The sequence below is a fragment of the Pseudomonas sp. Pseusp3 genome (assembly GCF_047304225.1).
In the GTDB taxonomy this organism is placed as follows: domain Bacteria; phylum Pseudomonadota; class Gammaproteobacteria; order Pseudomonadales; family Pseudomonadaceae; genus Aquipseudomonas; species Aquipseudomonas fluorescens_CD.
The window spans coordinates 1-17,023 of the sequence record NZ_JBGLYV010000027.1 but is presented as its reverse complement, the minus strand read 5'-3'; the positions used below and the strand labels follow the sequence as shown (position 1 = coordinate 17,023).

The following is a 17,023-nucleotide window of genomic DNA, read 5'->3' as shown; positions in this document are numbered from 1 at the left end:
CCTTAGCGATTATTTACGCGGTTTGATCCGCGCAGTCGCTTCGGCCACCAGCGGATCATCCGGCCAGTAATGCTTCGGATACCGCCCCTTCAGATCCTTCTTCACCTCGGCGTAGGTGCTGCGCCAGAAGTTGGCCAGATCCTGGGTCACCTGCACTGGCCGCCGCGCCGGGGACAACAGATGCAGCTTGACCACTTGCCGGCCCCCGGCAATGCGCGGGGTCTCGGCCAGGCCGAACAGCTCCTGCAAACGCACCGCGAGAATCGGCGGCTGTTCGCTGTAGTCCAGACGAATCGACGACCCCGACGGCACGCTCAAATGATGCGGCGCCAGCTCGTCCAGCCGCTGCGGCAGCGGCCATGGCAGCAAGTTGTGGACGATGCTCGACAGGTCCAGATTGGCGAAGTGACTGAGCCGGGAAACCTTGCCCAGATACGGCATCAGCCAGTGCTCCAGGCTTTTGAGCAACGCGCCGTCGCTGACATCCGGCCACTCGCTCTCGCCCTTGCCGGCAAGGTCCAGTTGCCGCAACAACGCGACCCGCGCCTGCCACTGACGCAGCTCCGGCGTCCACGGCAACAGCTCCAGCCCCTTGCGCCGCACCAGATTCACCAGCGCCTGGCTGCGCGCGCTTTCGTCGAGGCCGGTGAGCGGTTCACGACTGAGGATCAACTCGCCAACCTTACGCTGACGCTCGGCCCGCAGCACGCCTTCACGCTCATCCCAATCCAGTTGATCGACGCAGCGCACCTGCTCGGCCAGTACCGAATCGAACAACGCCGGATCGAAGTCCGTCGCCAGATAAATCCGCTCTTCGCGCTGGCCCTGACGACTGCCCAGATCGGCGATCACCAGCCACGCTTGCTTCATCAGGCTGTCCGCCTCGGCGAACAAGGCTGCGCGACCGTTGGCCAGGCGATACTCTGCACCACCGGCACGGCGTTGTTGGGCGACCCGGTCGGGATAGGCCAGCGCCAGTAGCGCACCCAACCAGCGCGGATGCTCGGGATCGCTGACCGGTTCCGATGCTTTACCCCGCAGATAACCACGGTACTGCCGCGCCAGTTGCCGTGCGCGCTGCACGCCGCCCTGGGCACCGCGTGCAGCACGTTCTTCGCCAGACAGCAGCACCAGTCGGCTGTGCAGGTCCGCCCCGGCGCCGCGCAGGATATCGCGCTCACCGAGCAGCGCCGCGACGTCGCAGGCCATGTCCGCCAGCCCCAGCGCCTGGCCGCGCAACAGCAAATGCGCGATGCGCGGATGCGCCGGCAGTTCAGCCATGGCTTGACCGTGACGGGTCAGCGCTTCGCCCTCCAGTGCGCCCAGGCGTTCGAGCAGATCCTGGGCCTGTGCATAAGCGGCGGCCGGCGGTACGTCGAGCCACACCAGTTGCCCGGGCGTCACGCCCCAGCGCCCCAGTTGCAAGGCCAGCCCGGCGAGGTCCGCCGAAAGGATTTCCGCGGTGCCATAGGCCGCCAGTTGCTCGTGCTGATCCTGGGACCACAAGCGATAACACACGCCGGGCTCCAGGCGCCCGGCCCGGCCCGCGCGCTGGGTGGCACTGGCCTTGGAAATGCGCTGGGTGTCGAGGCGGGTCATGCCGCTGCCGGGGTCGAAACGCGGCACCCGCGCCAGCCCGGCATCGATCACCACTCGTACGCCATTGATGGTCAGGCTGGTCTCGGCGATGTTGGTGGCCAGTACCACTTTGCGTTTGCCCGCCGGTGCCGGATCGATTGCCGCCCGTTGCGCCGTCAGGTCCAGTTCACCGTGCAACGGACACAACAGAACCTGTGGGTTATCGCCCAGCGCATCGGCCAGTTGCTGATGCACGCGCCGGATTTCCGCCTGCCCCGGCAGGAACACCAACACACTGCCGGTCTCGTCGTTCAAGGCTTCAAGGATGGTCTGCACCAGACGCGGCTCGATGAATTCACCGGCCTGGAACGGCCGCCCCCAACGCATTGCCACCGGGAACATGCGCCCTTCGCTGCGCAGGATTGGCGCATCGTCGAGCAACCCGGCGAGGCGCTCGCCTTCCAGAGTCGCGGACATCAGCAGGACTTTCAGTGGTTGGTCATCACGAAACAGTTCACGGCCATTGAGGCTCAGGGCCAGAGCCAGATCGGCATCGAGACTACGCTCGTGAAACTCATCGAAGATCAGCAGGCCCACGCCTTCCAGCGCCGGGTCGTCCTGCAGGCGCCGGGTGAGGATACCCTCGGTGACCACTTCGATACGGGTATTGGGGCCGACCTTGCTGTCGAGCCGAATGCGATAACCCACGGTTTCGCCGACCTTCTCCCCCAGCTCACTGGCCAGTCGCTCCGCCGCTGCCCGCGCGGCCAACCGGCGGGGTTCGAGCATCAGGATGGTCTGCCCGGCCAGCCACGGCTCGTTGAGCAAGGCCAAAGGCACGCGGGTGGTCTTACCGGCGCCGGGCGGTGCTTCGAGCACGGCTTCGTGACGTGTAGCGAGGGCTTCACGCAGGGCGGGTAAAACTTCATCGATCGGCAAAGAAATCATGCTGGCTCCCCAGGGCGTGCCCACAGTAAATTGCGAGTCGCGTTGAAGCTGTGGGCGTGCCAGGCAAGGCGCGGGACGCAGGTAAGGGTCGTTTCCTTACCAAGTTCCGCAACGCAGCATGGCGCGTCCACAGCTTCAGCCCGGAGGGCCGAACCCCGATTACAACTGTCAGCCGTTACGCGTTGTTGAACTGAAAAAAACAACGTCCATCCTCAACTATCTCTGTAGGGGTGAGACGCGGCCGCAATTTACTGTGGGCACGCCCTGCCAGCGCGAGTATAACGGCGAACTGCAAGGCGTTCGTCAGGGTCTTAATTCATACAGACGACGTTTCGTTTCGAGATTACCCAGGAGATTTCATATGCGTGCTCCCTTTCGCCTGATTGGCGGTGTTCTGGTCGCAACCTTGCTGACTCAAGTGACAGCCTGCGGTTCGATCTTCTATCCCGATCGCCGTGGCCAGATCGAAGGCAAGATCGACCCGGCCATTGCCGCGCTCGACGCCGTTGGCCTGCTGTTCTACATCATCCCCGGCCTGATCGCGTTTGCCGTGGACTTCGCCACCGGCGCGATTTATTTCGAACCGGGCAAGACCGCGCAGGTCGACCCGCAAAAACTCAAGGACGCCATCGGCCCCGACGGCAAAGTCGATAACCGCAAGTTGCAGACTATTCTGGAAAGCGAGCTGGGCCGCAGCTTCCCGCTGGACGATCCACGCCTGATCCAGAGCAAAGGCAGCGCCCAGCAACTGGCGATGTTCGGCCTGCAACCGGCCGCGTAATCCCTGCGCACAAAAGGACTCTTCAAGGAACGATTGCCCCTATGACCTCCAGCTCCGAACACGCCAACCTGCTGCGGCTGGCGACCCGTGCCTCGGTGGCGGTGGCATGCACATTGATCGTCGCCAAAGCCATCGCCTGGTGGTTGAGCGGCTCGGTGAGCATGCTCGCCGGGCTCACCGACTCGGCACTCGACGGCGTCACGTCGTTGCTCAACCTGCTGGCGGTGCATTACGCCCTGCGCCCCGCCGACGATGATCATCGCTACGGGCACGGCAAGGCCGAGTCATTGGCGGGCATGGCCCAGGCACTGTTCATTGGCGGCAGTGCGATACTGATTGCGCTACAGGCCTACGATCGGCTGAAACATCCCGAACCGGTCGGCGCGCCTTGGATCAGTATCGGTGTAATTGTGTTCTCGCTCGCCCTGACCCTGGCCTTGCTGATGCTGCAACATCGGGTGATCAAGGCCACGGGCTCCAACGCCGTGCGGGCCGACTCGCTGCATTACCGTTCGGACCTGTTGCTCAACGGCAGCATTCTGCTGGCGCTGATACTGGCCGGGTTTGGCTGGCATCAGGTCGACGCCTGGTTTGGCCTGGGAATCGCCGTTTATATCTTGTGGAGCGCGGTGCAGATCGCCCGGGAGAGCTTTGCGGTGTTGATGGATGAAGAGCTGCCACCGGATGTCAGCCAGCACATGCTGGAGCTGGCGTGCAGCGTACCCGGCGTGTTGGGTGCGCATGACCTGCGTACACGGATCTCCGGCAACCAGTGGTTTGTACAGTTGCATCTGGAGTTGCCGGGGGAGCTGACGCTGTCAGTCGCCCACGGCATCAGCGATCAGGCGGCCGCGGCCATTCACAGCGCTTACCCGCGAGCCGAGGTGCTGGTGCACGCCGACCCGAAGGAAGTGGTGAAAGCCGCCCGGGCTCAGTAATTGACCTGATAACCGCGACTGCTCAGGCAACTGCCCTGGGCCTGTCGGTAGGCTTGCACCACCGACGGGTCTGGCTGGTAGGTGGCGGTTCGTGGATCGAAACCACTCTGCTGTACCGCGTATTGATAACACTCGTAGCCATCCCGGCTGACCTGCTCCGGCGACTGGCCGTTGGCCGGATACGCCTCCACGTCATAACTATTGCTGGCGGCTGTTGGTTGCGATTGCGCCTGGCCAATCGGCGGCTCGACCACCTCGTAATCCTGAGTGCTTTCCTGGTAGGCGTAATATGAACCGGCCGCAAGGAAAAACAGCGTCCCGGCGATCCACACCTGCTGGGCATAATCGGGCAGGTAGCGAACACGAATCCCGCGCGGTGGCTGCACCACCTCATAGCGCGGGCCAAGCGGGCGATACCAGTAACCGCCGGAATAGTAATAATCCATGCCACGGTAAGGCACGCGGTAATTACGCTCGGGGAAGCGGTCGATCACCTGGCCAGGGCGATACCTTGGCCCGGGTCCCCAGCCGTTACTGCGCCCGTCAGGGCGACCCTGCCAGGTATTGTAATTGGTCGGTGCACCCATGTAGCCGCCCCAGCGCTGGTTGTAATCGTTGCGGTGCGGCTGGTCCTGGTAGTAACCACGCTGCGGCTGCTGGGTCTGGCGCACGGTGTCGGGGCGGGGCTGGATCGGAAAGTCATTGGCCGGCAACTGCGGTGGTGGCGGCGGCGAGCGAACCGGGCTGTTGAAATCCGGTGCCGGATGTTTCTGCCACTGGGCATTGTCCTGATGTTGATTCTGGCCGTTGCGCTCGGACTGACGATTGTCGTTGTTCTGCGCACGGGGCTGGTTCTGCGGCTGGCTGTTTTGCGGACGCGGCTGGTCGTTGCCACCATGGCCCTGATTACCACCCTGATGCCCTTCCTGGCCGTGCTGCCCGCCATCACGGCCATGGTTTTGCGGCTCATCGGCCATCGTTTGCGCAGTGACACTGACACACAGCAAACCAACACCGGCCAAACGCCAGATGCGCGCTTTCATGCTTTTCCTCATTGCGGGTTAGGGCCTGTACATAAGACTGGGAAAGCACGGGCCGGTTCTGCTAGAGGTTATCAGTCACGCAACTTATTTATTGAGGGCCGGGCGTCAATTCACGGCAGTAAATTGTACGCAAGAAAAAGGGGAGACCCGTCGGCCTCCCCTTGGAGAACTTCGTCCTGGCTCGACGCTTTTGGCGTCGGCTCACCTCACGCCGTCTTCTGGACAGTGTGCAGCTCGGGGGCCGGCACATCCCCGGTGGGGGTGGCGACCGCGGCGGGCCTGATTGGGCGAGCCGCACTGGACTGTTTGTCCGAGCAGTGATTCTGGTGATAAGAATAGGCCGGGAGCGTCAGCAGAGGATTGCGAAGATTGCTTGATTAAACATCACTTGCGCAATTTTTAACCCAAGATACATAATCCTCAGCAATAGTTACGACAAAGGACCGTTTGATGAGCAAGCTCGACCGATACGACCTGAGTATTCTGGCGGAATTGCAACGCGACGCACGCATCTCCAACCAAGAGCTGGCCGAGCGCATCGGCCTGTCGCCTTCGCCGTGCTCGCGGCGGGTCAAGCAACTGGAAGACGACGGCTACATTTCCCGTCAGGTCGCCCTGCTCGACCGCAAAATGCTCGGCCTGAGCCTGACGGCCTATGTACTGATCGGCATGGACCGTCACACGCCGGAGCGTTTCGAAAACTTCGAAGCAGCCATCCGCACCTTGCCCCAGGTGCTCGAATGCAGCCTGGTGACCGGGATGGATGCCGACTATCAACTCAAGGTCGTGGTGCCGGACATGGATCACTACCAGAAACTGCTGCTGGGGCATCTGACCCGGATTGAAGGGGTGACCAGCGTGCGCTCGAGTTTTGTGCTGAATCAGGTTTTGAATAGCACCGAACTGCCTTTGACTCATCTGCGTAGCTGAGGACGCCATCGCGAGCAAGCTCGTTCCCACATTGGAATGCAATCCCCTGTGGGAGCGGGCTTGCTCGCGAAGAGGCCGGCACAGGCGACGAATGACTGCGACACACCGACGCAGGTCAATACTGCGCGAAGCCAGTGCGGCGTATACTCGCCGCGCCCTTTTAGCCTCGCCTGTGCCGGAGATGTTCGATGGATCCTGCAGTATTCGAAGAGTGGATGATGACCGGACTGGTCACGATCCTGATCATTTTCATGGGTTTCATCGTCTGGGATCTGGCGAAGAAGTCCAAGGCCGGGCGCTTTGGCTCGTTCATCCTGTTCTTCGTGCTGGGCCTGGGTGTTGCTGCCTTCGTGATCAAAAGTGTGGTGATCGGCCTGATCGAGTCCGGCACTTTATAAGCGCGCCGGCACTTCTTTCCACTGCCCCTGATCGAGCCCTTCGATCGTCCAGTCACCGATTCTGACCCGTACCAGGCGCAACGTCGGCAATCCGACCGCAGCCGTCATGCGCCGAACCTGCCGGTTGCGCCCTTCGCGAATCACCAACTCCAGCCAACTGGTCGGCACGCTTTTACGAAAACGCACCGGCGGATTGCGCGGCCACAGATCGGGCTCGTCCAGTTGTCGCGCCTCGGCGGGCAAGGTCATGCCGTCATTCAATTGAACCCCGTCACGCAAGCGCTGCAATTGCCCGGCGTCCGGCTCTCCCTCGACCTGTACCCAATAGGTCTTGGCCAGTTTGTGTTTCGGGTCGGCGATCCGCGCCTGAAGCTGGCCGTCATTGGTCAGCAGCAACAAGCCTTCGCTGTCGCGGTCCAGCCGGCCGGCCGGATAGATGCCCGGTACATCGATGTAATCCTTGAGGGTCGCGCGCCCTTCGCCGTCACTGAATTGCGTCAGCACATCGAACGGCTTGTTGAACAGGATCAGTTTTGGCTCGGCCGGTGGCGCCTTGGCGACACGGCGCTGGGCCGATGGGGATGGCTTCGCGCCAGGGCGGCGAGAAACGGGGCGTGGCGGACGGGACATGGTGAATGTGAACATCTAACGGTCAGGGCTGACAATGCTAGTGCCCCGACCGCTAAATGACCATCGACAAATCAGCGGAACGGCGGCTCGTCGAAGCTGCGCAGTTTGCGCGAGTGCAGTGAGTTGAGTTCGGTACGCAACAGATCCACCGCCTCGATACCGATCTTCAAGTGCTGGCTGACCGCGCGCTCATAGAAGGCGTTCGCCGAGCCCGGTAACTTGATTTCGCTGTGCAGCGGTTTGTCCGATACGCACAACAACGTGCCGTACGGCACCCGCAAACGATAACCCTGGGCGGCGATGGTGCCGCTTTCCATGTCCACCGCCACGGCGCGGGACAGGTTGATCAGCGGTCGTTCCTGCGCCCAGCGCAGCTCCCAGTTACGGTCGTCGTAGGTCAGCACCGTTCCGGTGCGCAGGCGCTTCTTCAGTTCGTCGCCCTTCTCGCCGGTAATGTTCGCTGCCGCTTGCTGAAGCGCCAGCTGCACTTCGGCCAGGGCCGGAATCGGAATGTTCGGCGGCACCACCCGGTCGAGAATCCCGTCGCGGCGCATGTAGGCGTGAGCCAGCACGTAGTCGCCGATGGTTTGCGACTGACGCAGGCCGCCGCAGTGACCGATCATCAGCCAGCAATGCGGGCGCAGAACGGCCAGGTGGTCGGTGATGTTCTTGGCGTTGGATGGGCCGACGCCAATGTTGACCAGGGTCACACCGTGGCCGTCACTGGCGATCAGGTGATAGGCCGGCATCTGATAACGGTGCCAGACCACGCCGGCGGCAATCGCCGAGGCTTCGCCGTGATCCATGCTCTTTTCGATGATCACGTTACCCGGCAGTACCATGCGCACGAAGCGCGGGTCTTTACGCAGTTGTTCCAGGCCATGGACGATGAACTGGTCGACATAGCGGTGATAGTTGGTCAGCAGAATCCACGGCTGCACATGCCGCCAGTCACTGCCGGTGTAATGCACCAGTCGACGCAGGGAGAAATCCACCCGTGCGGCATCGAACAGGGCCAGTGGCAGCGGATCGGTGTTTTCCCAGTCGTACAAACCGTCGGCAATGCCATCGGTCGCGGCCGACAGGTCGGTACTCGGGAACACCCGCGCCAGCACGGCAGCGGTGACGCCGGAACCCGCCAGCTCATCGCCCTGCTCGACCACATACGGATACGGGATGTTCTGCTCGCTGACCCCGACTTCCACGGTCACGGTGAAGTCGTGCATCAGCGGCACCAGCTGTTCCAGCAGGTATTTACGGAAAGCCGATGGATGGGTGACGGTGACGCTGTAGGTGCCTGGCAGCTGGACCTTGGCATAGGCACGGGTGGTCTGCGGGACTTCGCCCTGGCAATGGTAGGTCAGGCGCAGCTCGGGATAACGGAACAGCGCCCGCTGCTCGGCGTCCGGTTCGACACGGTCCTTGAGGTAACGCTTGAGCGCCTGACTCAGCGCGGTGGTTGCACGATTGTGCAAGAGTGCAAGCCGATCCACGGCTTGCTCGGCGGTTTGAACGACAATAAAAGCTTCGGTCACGATCAGCATCCTGTGTTCTGACTTGCAGACCTTCATCTTGCCTGCATCGTCGCTTCACGGGAACAGTGGCATGTTGGCGATGTGCATAGAGAACATCTGTGGGAGCGGGCTTGCTCGCGAAAGCGGTCTGTCAGCCGCATCAATGTTGAATGTGAAACCGCATTCGCGAGCAAGCCCGCTCCCACATGAGGCCCGATGGTGATCAGAAGCCCTGCGGAGTCGAACGGGCGACAATCGCTTCCACGTCCAGGCCTCGTGGTAACGCGCCGTACACTCTGCCGCCGCCATCCAGACGACTGGCAATGAAGGCATCACTGACCACCTCGTTCCCGGCTTCCAGCAACAATTTGGCCTGCAACCCCAACGCAATGTCCTCGGTCAACTGCCGGGCGCGGTACTGAATGTCACTGGTGTCCTTGAACGCCGCCTGCAACTGATGGATGTGCGCCGCCAGGCGCTTGTCGCCATGGCCATCGCCCAACTCGCTGAACAGCGCGTCGAGCACACCCGGTTCTTTCGACAGGGCACGCAGCACGTCAAGGCACTGCACGTTGCCAGAACCCTCCCACGTCGAATTCACCGGCGCCTCGCGGTACAGCCGCGGCAGGATGCTGTCTTCGACATAACCCGCGCCGCCCATGCATTCGGCCGCTTCGTTGATCATGGCCGGCGCCCGCTTGCAGATCCAGTACTTGCCCACGGCCGTCACCAGTCGGGCGAATCTGGCTTCCTGCGAATCGTCCAGATGATCCAGCGCCCGCCCCATGCGCAGGCTCAAGGCCAGGGCGGCTTCGCTTTCCAGCGCCAGATCCGCCAGCACGTTCTGCATCAATGGCTGCTCGCTGAGCAGTTTGCCGCCAACCGAACGGTGAGCGCAGTGATGGCTGGCCTGAGTCAGCGCCTGACGCATCAGCGCACTGGAACCGACCATGCAATCGAAGCGGGTCATGGCGACCATCTCGATGATCGTCGGAACGCCACGGCCCTCTTCACCGATCATCCACGCCAGTGCGCCACGGAACTCCACTTCGCTGGAAGCGTTGGAGCAATTGCCGAGCTTGTTCTTCAGGCGCTGGATATAGAACTGATTGCGCGTGTCGTCCGGACGATGGCGCGGCAACAGGAAACAGGTCAGGCCCTTGTCGGTCTGCGCCAGGGTCAGGAAGGCGTCGCACATTGGCGCCGAGCAAAACCACTTGTGCCCCACCAACTCATAAGCCTGGCCCGGACCACTGGCACCGACCGGATACGCCTTGGTGGTATTGGCCCGCACATCGGTGCCGCCCTGCTTCTCGGTCATGGCCATGCCGATGGTGACCCCGGCCTTGTGGGCCACGCCGACGTTGCGCGGGTCGTATTCGGTGGCGAGGATTTTCGGTAGCCACTTCTCGGCCAGGTCCGGTTGCAGACGCATGGCCGGAACGCTGGCGAAGGTCATGGTCAACGGGCAACCACTGCCGGCTTCTGCCTGGCTGTGCAGATACGACATGCAAGCGCGGGCGACATGGGCTCCGTCCTGCGGGTGCGCCCAGGGCCGCGAGGTCAGGCCGTGCTCGACCGCCGTGCGCATCAATTGGTGATAGGCCGGATGAAACTCCACCAGATCGATGCGATGACCGAAGCGGTCATGGCTGTTGAATACCGGCTTGTTCTGATTGGCCAGGAACCCGGCTTCCATCAACGGGCCACCGGCCAGCGCGCCGTAGGCGTCGATCTGCGCTTCGGCCCAACCGGCCCCGAAGCGCCGCGACCATTCCTGCAACGGCAAGTCGATGCGGTACAGGTTGGCGCCGTCCAGGGACGGTGGCTGATTGGTGACTTCGTGGGTTTCGGCGAACTGATGCAGGTTCATGACTGGGCTCCTTTGGTCGGCCAAGGGACTTCAGTTAAGCACCGCCCCTCGACCGTTCAAAGTGTCATATCCGCCTAACTGTCGGCACTTTCGCCCTGTTGCGGGCAAAGCACACGGCGGTAGAGCGCGGCCTGCAAGTCCTCGAATTTTACCGGCTTGCTCAAGTGATCAATCACTGCGCCGGTCGGGCAGCGCTCACGGTCACCGCCCAGGGCGATCATGAACAGCGGCAGTTCGGCATAACCCGGCAACGCACGGATCTGGCAGCACACCGACCCACCGTCCTGAAGCGGCACCTGACAATCGAGCAGCACCGCGTCAAACACTTCGCGCTGCAAGAGATCGAGCGCAACATCGGCACTGTCGGCCGTACGCACGCGAAACCCCAGCTTGAGCAACATGCCGCGCATCACCAACTGGCTGACGCCGTTGTCATCCACCAACAGCACGGCACAATCCTGAGGCAAGCGCAGGCGCGAAAAGTCGCGGGTCATCAACGGCGTCACCGGGCGCTCGACCACCGGCAGCCCGACTTCCACATCAAGCTGAAACCGGCTGCCGCGCCCAGGCTCGGTGCGATGAGTCAGGCGTCCACCCAGCAATTCGACCAACTGTCGGCAAATCGCCAGACCAACACCCAGGCCACCGTATTCACGGGTCATCGAGCCATCAAGCTGGAAGAACCGCTGATACATCGTGGCCTCCCCCAAATCGGTGAAGCCAATGCCCGTGTCGATCACCGCAAAGGTCAATGCCAGCCGGTCGGGCTCAACGGCCTTGCCGGTCACCCGCAAGGCCAGACCGCCGACCCGGGTGAACTTGATGGCGTTATCCAGCAGACATTCCAGGCACTGGGCGATCTTGACGTTGTCGCCGTACAAGCGATCCGGCACACCTGGCGCGACATCGACCTTGAAGTCCAGCGACTTGCCCGATGCATTGCCTTCGAACTGGGTGTGCAGTGCCTCGACCATGCCGCGCAAGCTGAAGGTTTCGGCCGAGGCCTTGAGTTTGCCGGCCTGCAATTCGGTGAGGGTGAGGATGCCGTTGACCATGCGCATCATGTCCCGCGCCGAGCCCGAAGCCGTCTGCTGATACTGCTCCAGCTCAGGGTCCATTTCGACCGTCTGCATCAGTTCCAGCGAACCGATCACACCGTTCATCGGTGTGCGCAGTTCATGGGTCAGGGTGGCAAGGAATTCGTCCTTGAGCTTGTTACTGCGAGCCAGTTGCTGGTTGAGAACCTCAAGCTTCTGGCTGGCGTCGAACAGGGTTTGCGCCTGCTGCTCGCGCATGTCGTTGATGCGGTCGGCCAGCGCCAGGGACAGCAACGCCACTTCGATGGCCGAGCCGATCTGGCTGGAATACATGGTCAGGAACACGTTCGGCAGGTACCCCAGCACCATCAGTGTATTGACGATGCCGCCGAGCAAAAACGCCGACCAGGCAATTATGAAATACCGCGCGACGCGCAGGCCCCGCAGCCAGGCGAAGATCCCGGCGGCAAAAATCACCACGGTGAACGTCAGCGCCAGCGCCGTGGCCAGGCGCAAGGCCAGGGCGTAACTGGTCATCAACGACAAGCCTACGACCAGCGCACTAAAGACAACCAACGCCAGCAACAAACGGTCGAGCCAGCGACTGTGGGTCGCCATTTGCAGGAAACGGCGGGCGAATTGACTGCCGAACAGCCCTGCGCAGCCGATGAAAAACGGCGTCGCGGCGTTGGCCCACCAGGGGTTGTCCGGCCAGAAATACTGCACGGCCGCCCCGTTTACCGACAGCTGATACAAGCCGAACGAGGCGATATAGAAGATGTAGTAGAGGTAACTCGTGTCGCGCACGCTGAGGTAGATGAACAGGTTGTAGACCAGCATCCCCAACAGCACGCCGTAGATCAACCCCAGTACGTAGAGGCGCACGGGCTGCTCTTCGAGGTAGGCCGTGCTCGACCACAAGGTTACCGGTGCCTGGATCGAGCCTTCGCTTTGCAGTCGCAAGAACAGGGTTTCGGCCTGGTCAGGCTTGAACGTCAGATCGAACAAATAGTTGTTCTGACGAACCTCGCGGCTGGCGAACGGCAAGGCATCGCCGGTCTGCCTGAGCAACTGATAGCTGCCAGCCGCATCAGGCAAATAGAGATCGAGATGATCGAGGGGCGGATAGGCCAGCTCCAGCAGCCAGGTCCGTTGCGCCGCCGGATTGGCCGGACGGTAATGCAGGTCGATTTTCAGCCAGAACACCGAACGCGAATACCCGGCGTTGAGCGTGTCCTTGTGGTGCGGTTTGAAGTTGCCGGCCGCCGCTTGCGCACGGATATCGGCGATGGTCGCCTGACCACCTGCGTCCTCGTAGACCTGCAGGGTTCGGCCCAAGGGGAGGCTTTGAGTGAACTCATCGAACTCGACGGCGTTTGCCAGGAGGGGCAAACACAACAGCAACATCAGCAAATAGTGCATTGAAGCCCCAGCGTGGCCTGTCCGGTTCTGTCAGGAAGCCCCCCATTCCTTTTGAGCAGACGTAAAACCGGTATCACCTGTTATTGGTTTGGATCCACTCTAGCATAGCCGTTGATGGCCACTAAACACCATTGAAATTTTTCCTACAAAGGCTCTAGAACGGGCGTTCCAGAGCAGCTACCAGAAGACATTTTGTGGCTGATGAGTCACCGTGGCGAGGGAACAGCCGGACTGGCTGTCGCTACACCCGAAAAACGTTGTTTGGTGGTAAGCTCGCGCACCATGAATATCTACAGCTCTCGCCCCGTTGTCCTCTGTCTCTCCGGCCACGACCCAAGTGGTGGCGCCGGCTTGCAGGCAGATATCGAAGCCCTGCTCGCTCAGGGTTGCCATGCGGCTCCGGCCGTCACCGCCCTGACCGTGCAAGACACCGTCAATGTCACTGATTTCCGCGTCCTCGACCGTGAGTGGGTACTGGCCCAGGCCAATGCCGTGCTCAACGACTCCGAAGTCGCGGCCGTCAAACTGGGCATGCTCGGTTCCCTGGAAATGGTCGACACCGTGGTCGAACTGCTTTCGGCGCACCCACACTTGCCGGTGGTCTGCGACCCGGTGCTGCGCGCCGGCGGCGGCGGACGCCTGGGCAAGGACGAAGTCGGCTACGCCATGCGCGAACGCCTGCTGCCCTTGTCGATCATTGCGACCCCTAACCTTCCCGAAGCCCGAATCCTCGCCGAACTGCCCGAAGGCACCGCGGACGAGTGCGCCGAAAAACTCCTGCCGTTCGTCAAACACCTGCTGATCACCGGCGGCCATGGTGACGAAACCGAAATCCACAATCGCCTGTACAGCCGCGATGGCTTGCGCGAAACCTACACCTGCCAGCGCTTGCCCGGCAGTTATCACGGTTCCGGTTGCACCCTGGCCAGTGCCCTGGCCGGTCGTCTGGCCCAGGGTGAAAACCTCGCCAGCGCCGTGCAGACCGCGCTTAACTACACGTGGCGCACCCTGCGCGACGCCGAGCAGTTGGGCAAAGGCCAGTTCGTGCCGCGCCGTTTGCCACTGGATTTCTGTTCGTAACTTCCATTTGTAATGCGGTGAGGCTTGACCGATGAAACTACGTGGCCTGTACGCCATTACCGACAGCCATTTGCTGGACGGCAAGTTGCTCAAGTACGTGGAGGCGGCGCTGGAAGGCGGCGTCACCTTGCTGCAATACCGCGACAAGAGCAGCGACGAGGCCAGACGTCTGCGTGAAGCCGAAGCCTTGCGTGATTTGTGCGAACGCTACAACACCCGGTTGATCATCAATGATGACGCTGAGCTGGCCGCACGCCTGAATGTCGGCGTGCACTTGGGTCAAACTGATGGTCCATTGTCTCCGACCCGCGCCCTGCTGGGTCGCGATGCAATCATCGGTTCGACCTGCCATGCGCAACTCGACCTCGCCGAACAGGCCGTCAAAGAAGGCGCCAGCTACGTCGCGTTCGGCCGCTTCTTCAATTCCAACACCAAACCCGGCGCCCCGACCTGCAGCCTCGACCTGCTGGACCAGGCTCGCCGCACATTGCACCTGCCGATCTGCGCGATCGGCGGCATCACCCTGGAAAACGCCGCGCCGCTGGTGGCCCACGGCGTCGATCTGCTGGCGGTGGTGCATGGCCTGTTTGGCGCCGAGAGCACGGCTGAAGTAACCCGCCGCGCCCGCGCATTCAATGAATTACTAAAAGTCTGAGAGCCCTATCATGTCTCGTTCCGAAACGCTGTTTGCCAATGCCCAGAAACACATTCCCGGTGGCGTGAACTCGCCGGTTCGCGCGTTCAAGAGCGTCGGCGGCACGCCGTTGTTCTTCAAGCACGCCGAAGGTGCCTACGTCACTGACGAAGACGACAAGCGCTATGTGGATTACGTCGGCTCCTGGGGCCCGATGATCCTCGGCCACAGCCACCCGGACGTGCTGGACGCCGTGCGCAAACAGCTTGAGCACGGACTGTCCTACGGTGCCCCGACCGAGATGGAAACTCAGATGGCTGATCTGGTCTGCTCGCTCGTGCCGTCGATGGAAATGGTGCGCATGGTCAGTTCCGGCACCGAGGCGACCATGAGCGCCATCCGCCTGGCCCGTGGTTTCACCGGCCGCGACAGCATCATCAAGTTCGAAGGCTGCTACCACGGTCACTCCGACAGCCTGCTGGTCAAGGCCGGCTCCGGCGCACTGACCCAAGGCGTACCAAGTTCGGCCGGTGTACCGGCAGCGTTCGCCAAGCACACCCTGACCCTGCCGTTCAACGACATCGATGCCGTTGAGAGCATGTTGGCCGAAGTTGGCCAGGACGTGGCCTGCATCATCGTCGAGCCAGTGGCCGGCAACATGAACTGCGTACCGCCTGCTCCGGGCTTCCTCGAAGGCCTGCGGACCCTGTGCGACAAGCACGGCGTAGTGCTGATTTTCGACGAAGTGATGACCGGTTTCCGTGTCGCCCTGGGCGGTGCCCAGGCGTACTACGGCGTGACCCCGGACCTGACCACCTTCGGCAAGATCATCGGCGGCGGCATGCCGGTCGGCTGCTTCGGCGGCAAGCGCGAAATCATGTCGCGCATCGCCCCGCTGGGCCCGGTGTACCAGGCCGGTACGCTGTCCGGCAACCCGCTGGCGATGGCCGCCGGCCTGACCACCCTGCGCCTGATCAGCCGCCCGGGCTTCCACGCCGAGCTGACCGACTACACCACTCGCCTGCTCGACGGCCTGCAACAGCGCGCCGATGCGGCCGGCATTCCGTTCGTGACCACTCAGGCCGGCGGCATGTTCGGCCTGTACTTCAGCGGTGCCGACGACATCGTTACCTTCGATGACGTGATGGCCAGCGACGCGGCCCTGTTCGGCCGCTTTTTCCACCTGATGCTGGAAGGTGGCGTGTACCTGGCACCGAGTGCCTTCGAAGCCGGTTTCACTTCGATCGCTCACGGCGAAGCCGAACTGAAACTCACCCTGGACGCCGCCGAGCGTGCCTTCGCTGCCTTGAAATAACGCTATAACGCTGACGTTGGCCATCGCCAGCGTCAGCTTTCACCTACACGCCCGCGCTTTTTCCTACTCACCTGCCGATAATCCCCCGCAAAGTGGGCGATATATTTCCCGTGCAGCAGAAAAACGAGTAAAGACTTTGTAAGGTTGGCCCTGCTTATTTCATAATGCGCGCTTATTGGATCCCCTCGATGGGTCCGCGCGCCCTTCAGAGGTAAGTCGATTCCCATGAACCGCACCGGCCGCACCCTTGCTCTGGGCTGCCTGTTGCTTCTTCAGCCCCTGCTCGCGCAAGCACAAGCAGGCGGCAACTCGTTGTTAATCCCAGCGATGGGTCGCTGCACCCTCAATACCCAGCCGCAAGACCTGGAGCAGGCGCTCGCCGCCTGCCAGAAGGCGTCGGATGAAGGGGATGCGCAAGCGCAATACGAGTTGGGTGAGTTCTACTATGAAGGCAGAAACGCGCCGCGCGACCTCAATAAAGCCCTGAGCTATTTCGAAAAAGCCTCACTGCAAGGCCACGCCCAGGCGCAATTCAAGCTCGGCACCATGTTCTTTCATGGCGAAGGCGTGCCGGCCAATAACGTTCAGGCGTACATCCTGCTGAAGATGGCCGCGGTCAACGGTGCCGAGGATGCACTGGACACCGCCGACGAAGTCACCGAAAAGATGCCCCGCGAAGAGCTGGAAGTCGCCACTCAGGTGCTTGGGCAAATCTTCCGTAAATACCTGATGGAATTGCAGAGCGCCGATGGGCGTACGCCTTTCTCGCCGCTGCCCTGATTTCTGCGTCGACCTTTCTGACCCCTTCGCGGGGGGGGCCCCCGGCCCCGGGGGGGGGTTGTTGTGGGGGAGCGAGTACAAGGGTATGGGGAGGGGGGGGGGGGGGCGGGGGGGGGGGGGGG

General features: G+C 62.1%; 14 protein-coding genes. 8 read left to right on the top strand and 6 right to left on the bottom strand.

Annotated features, from left to right (window positions below):
* Positions 1-9: 9 nt before the first annotated feature.
* Entirely contained in the window at positions 10-2,526 is a 2,517-nt protein-coding gene (hrpB, locus tag ACCD00_RS11640; RefSeq protein ID WP_413424569.1) for an ATP-dependent helicase HrpB, read from the bottom strand.
* 361 nt (positions 2,527-2,887) lie between these two features.
* Between hrpB and ACCD00_RS11635 the strand changes: the two genes are divergently transcribed.
* Together ACCD00_RS11635 and ACCD00_RS11630 are read left to right on the top strand one after the other, a co-directional pair.
* A complete protein-coding gene (locus ACCD00_RS11635) occupies positions 2,888-3,307 on the top strand; it encodes a hypothetical protein (RefSeq protein ID WP_008022979.1) in 420 nt (139 codons plus the stop codon).
* Between the two features lie 41 nt (positions 3,308-3,348).
* Positions 3,349-4,245, top strand: a complete 897-nt coding sequence (locus ACCD00_RS11630; protein ID WP_413424567.1) for a cation diffusion facilitator family transporter — start codon at positions 3,349-3,351, stop codon at positions 4,243-4,245.
* Here the strand turns inward: ACCD00_RS11630 and ACCD00_RS11625 are convergent.
* Positions 4,239-5,288: a DUF6515 family protein gene (locus ACCD00_RS11625; RefSeq protein ID WP_413424565.1), complete on the bottom strand. Its 1,050-nt coding sequence runs from the start codon at positions 5,286-5,288 to the stop codon at positions 4,239-4,241. The two genes, ACCD00_RS11630 and ACCD00_RS11625, sit on opposite strands and share 7 nt — an antisense overlap.
* A gap of 450 nt (positions 5,289-5,738) precedes the next feature.
* On the opposite strand from ACCD00_RS11625, the gene ACCD00_RS11620 reads away from it, so the two are divergent.
* Positions 5,739-6,218, top strand: coding sequence for an Lrp/AsnC family transcriptional regulator (locus tag ACCD00_RS11620; protein ID WP_007937367.1), 480 nt, complete (start codon positions 5,739-5,741; stop codon positions 6,216-6,218).
* A 188-nt stretch (positions 6,219-6,406) separates the two neighbouring features.
* Positions 6,407-6,616 carry a DUF2788 domain-containing protein gene (locus tag ACCD00_RS11615; RefSeq protein ID WP_008022976.1) on the top strand — a complete coding sequence of 70 codons (210 nt, stop codon included), beginning with the start codon at positions 6,407-6,409 and terminating at the stop codon, positions 6,614-6,616.
* Here the strand turns inward: ACCD00_RS11615 and ACCD00_RS11610 are convergent.
* From ACCD00_RS11610 to ACCD00_RS11595, 4 genes are all read right to left on the bottom strand, one after another.
* Positions 6,611-7,246: a pseudouridine synthase gene (locus ACCD00_RS11610; RefSeq protein WP_413424658.1), complete on the bottom strand. Its 636-nt coding sequence runs from the start codon at positions 7,244-7,246 to the stop codon at positions 6,611-6,613. The genes ACCD00_RS11615 and ACCD00_RS11610 overlap by 6 nt on opposite strands.
* Before the next feature lie 71 nt (positions 7,247-7,317).
* Positions 7,318-8,817, bottom strand: coding sequence for an AMP nucleosidase (amn, locus tag ACCD00_RS11605; RefSeq protein WP_413424563.1), 1,500 nt, complete (start codon positions 8,815-8,817; stop codon positions 7,318-7,320).
* Between the two features lie 166 nt (positions 8,818-8,983).
* Positions 8,984-10,633 (bottom strand): acyl-CoA dehydrogenase family protein, encoded by a 1,650-nt coding sequence (locus tag ACCD00_RS11600; protein WP_413424561.1) that lies wholly within the window; start codon positions 10,631-10,633, stop codon positions 8,984-8,986.
* A 74-nt stretch (positions 10,634-10,707) separates the two neighbouring features.
* Positions 10,708-13,092, bottom strand: coding sequence for a 7TM diverse intracellular signaling domain-containing protein (locus ACCD00_RS11595; RefSeq protein WP_413424559.1), 2,385 nt, complete (start codon positions 13,090-13,092; stop codon positions 10,708-10,710).
* 282 nt (positions 13,093-13,374) lie between these two features.
* On the opposite strand from ACCD00_RS11595, the gene ACCD00_RS11590 reads away from it, so the two are divergent.
* The 4 genes from ACCD00_RS11590 (at position 13,375) to ACCD00_RS11575 (ending at position 16,901) form a co-directional block, all read left to right on the top strand.
* Positions 13,375-14,172: a hydroxymethylpyrimidine/phosphomethylpyrimidine kinase gene (locus tag ACCD00_RS11590; protein ID WP_008052407.1), complete on the top strand. Its 798-nt coding sequence runs from the start codon at positions 13,375-13,377 to the stop codon at positions 14,170-14,172.
* 31 nt (positions 14,173-14,203) lie between these two features.
* On the top strand, positions 14,204-14,827 hold the full coding sequence (gene thiE, locus ACCD00_RS11585; RefSeq protein ID WP_413424557.1) for a thiamine phosphate synthase: 624 nt from the start codon (positions 14,204-14,206) through the stop codon (positions 14,825-14,827).
* A gap of 10 nt (positions 14,828-14,837) precedes the next feature.
* Entirely contained in the window at positions 14,838-16,121 is a 1,284-nt protein-coding gene (gene hemL / locus ACCD00_RS11580) for a glutamate-1-semialdehyde 2,1-aminomutase (protein ID WP_111288076.1), read from the top strand.
* A 225-nt stretch (positions 16,122-16,346) separates the two neighbouring features.
* Positions 16,347-16,901 carry a tetratricopeptide repeat protein gene (locus tag ACCD00_RS11575; RefSeq protein WP_111288078.1) on the top strand — a complete coding sequence of 185 codons (555 nt, stop codon included), beginning with the start codon at positions 16,347-16,349 and terminating at the stop codon, positions 16,899-16,901.
* Positions 16,902-17,023 lie beyond the last annotated feature (122 nt).

Excerpts from the sequence above, each read along its gene's own strand:
- ACCD00_RS11630 (WP_413424567.1), top strand. The coding sequence starts at position 3,349 with ATGACCTCCAGCTCCGAACACGCCAACCTGCTGCGGCTGGCGACCCGT.
- ACCD00_RS11610 (WP_413424658.1), bottom strand. The coding sequence starts at position 7,246 with ATGTCCCGTCCGCCACGCCCCGTTTCTCGCCGCCCTGGCGCGAAGCCA.
- hemL (WP_111288076.1), top strand. The coding sequence starts at position 14,838 with ATGTCTCGTTCCGAAACGCTGTTTGCCAATGCCCAGAAACACATTCCC.
- ACCD00_RS11595 (WP_413424559.1), bottom strand. The coding sequence starts at position 13,092 with ATGCACTATTTGCTGATGTTGCTGTTGTGTTTGCCCCTCCTGGCAAAC.
- amn (WP_413424563.1), bottom strand. The coding sequence starts at position 8,817 with ATGAAGGTCTGCAAGTCAGAACACAGGATGCTGATCGTGACCGAAGCT.
- ACCD00_RS11590 (WP_008052407.1), top strand. The coding sequence starts at position 13,375 with ATGAATATCTACAGCTCTCGCCCCGTTGTCCTCTGTCTCTCCGGCCAC.
- hrpB (WP_413424569.1), bottom strand. The coding sequence starts at position 2,526 with ATGATTTCTTTGCCGATCGATGAAGTTTTACCCGCCCTGCGTGAAGCC.
- ACCD00_RS11615 (WP_008022976.1), top strand. The coding sequence starts at position 6,407 with ATGGATCCTGCAGTATTCGAAGAGTGGATGATGACCGGACTGGTCACG.
- ACCD00_RS11635 (WP_008022979.1), top strand. The coding sequence starts at position 2,888 with ATGCGTGCTCCCTTTCGCCTGATTGGCGGTGTTCTGGTCGCAACCTTG.
- ACCD00_RS11600 (WP_413424561.1), bottom strand. The coding sequence starts at position 10,633 with ATGAACCTGCATCAGTTCGCCGAAACCCACGAAGTCACCAATCAGCCA.
- thiE (WP_413424557.1), top strand. The coding sequence starts at position 14,204 with ATGAAACTACGTGGCCTGTACGCCATTACCGACAGCCATTTGCTGGAC.
- ACCD00_RS11625 (WP_413424565.1), bottom strand. The coding sequence starts at position 5,288 with ATGAAAGCGCGCATCTGGCGTTTGGCCGGTGTTGGTTTGCTGTGTGTC.
- ACCD00_RS11620 (WP_007937367.1), top strand. The coding sequence starts at position 5,739 with ATGAGCAAGCTCGACCGATACGACCTGAGTATTCTGGCGGAATTGCAA.
- ACCD00_RS11575 (WP_111288078.1), top strand. The coding sequence starts at position 16,347 with ATGAACCGCACCGGCCGCACCCTTGCTCTGGGCTGCCTGTTGCTTCTT.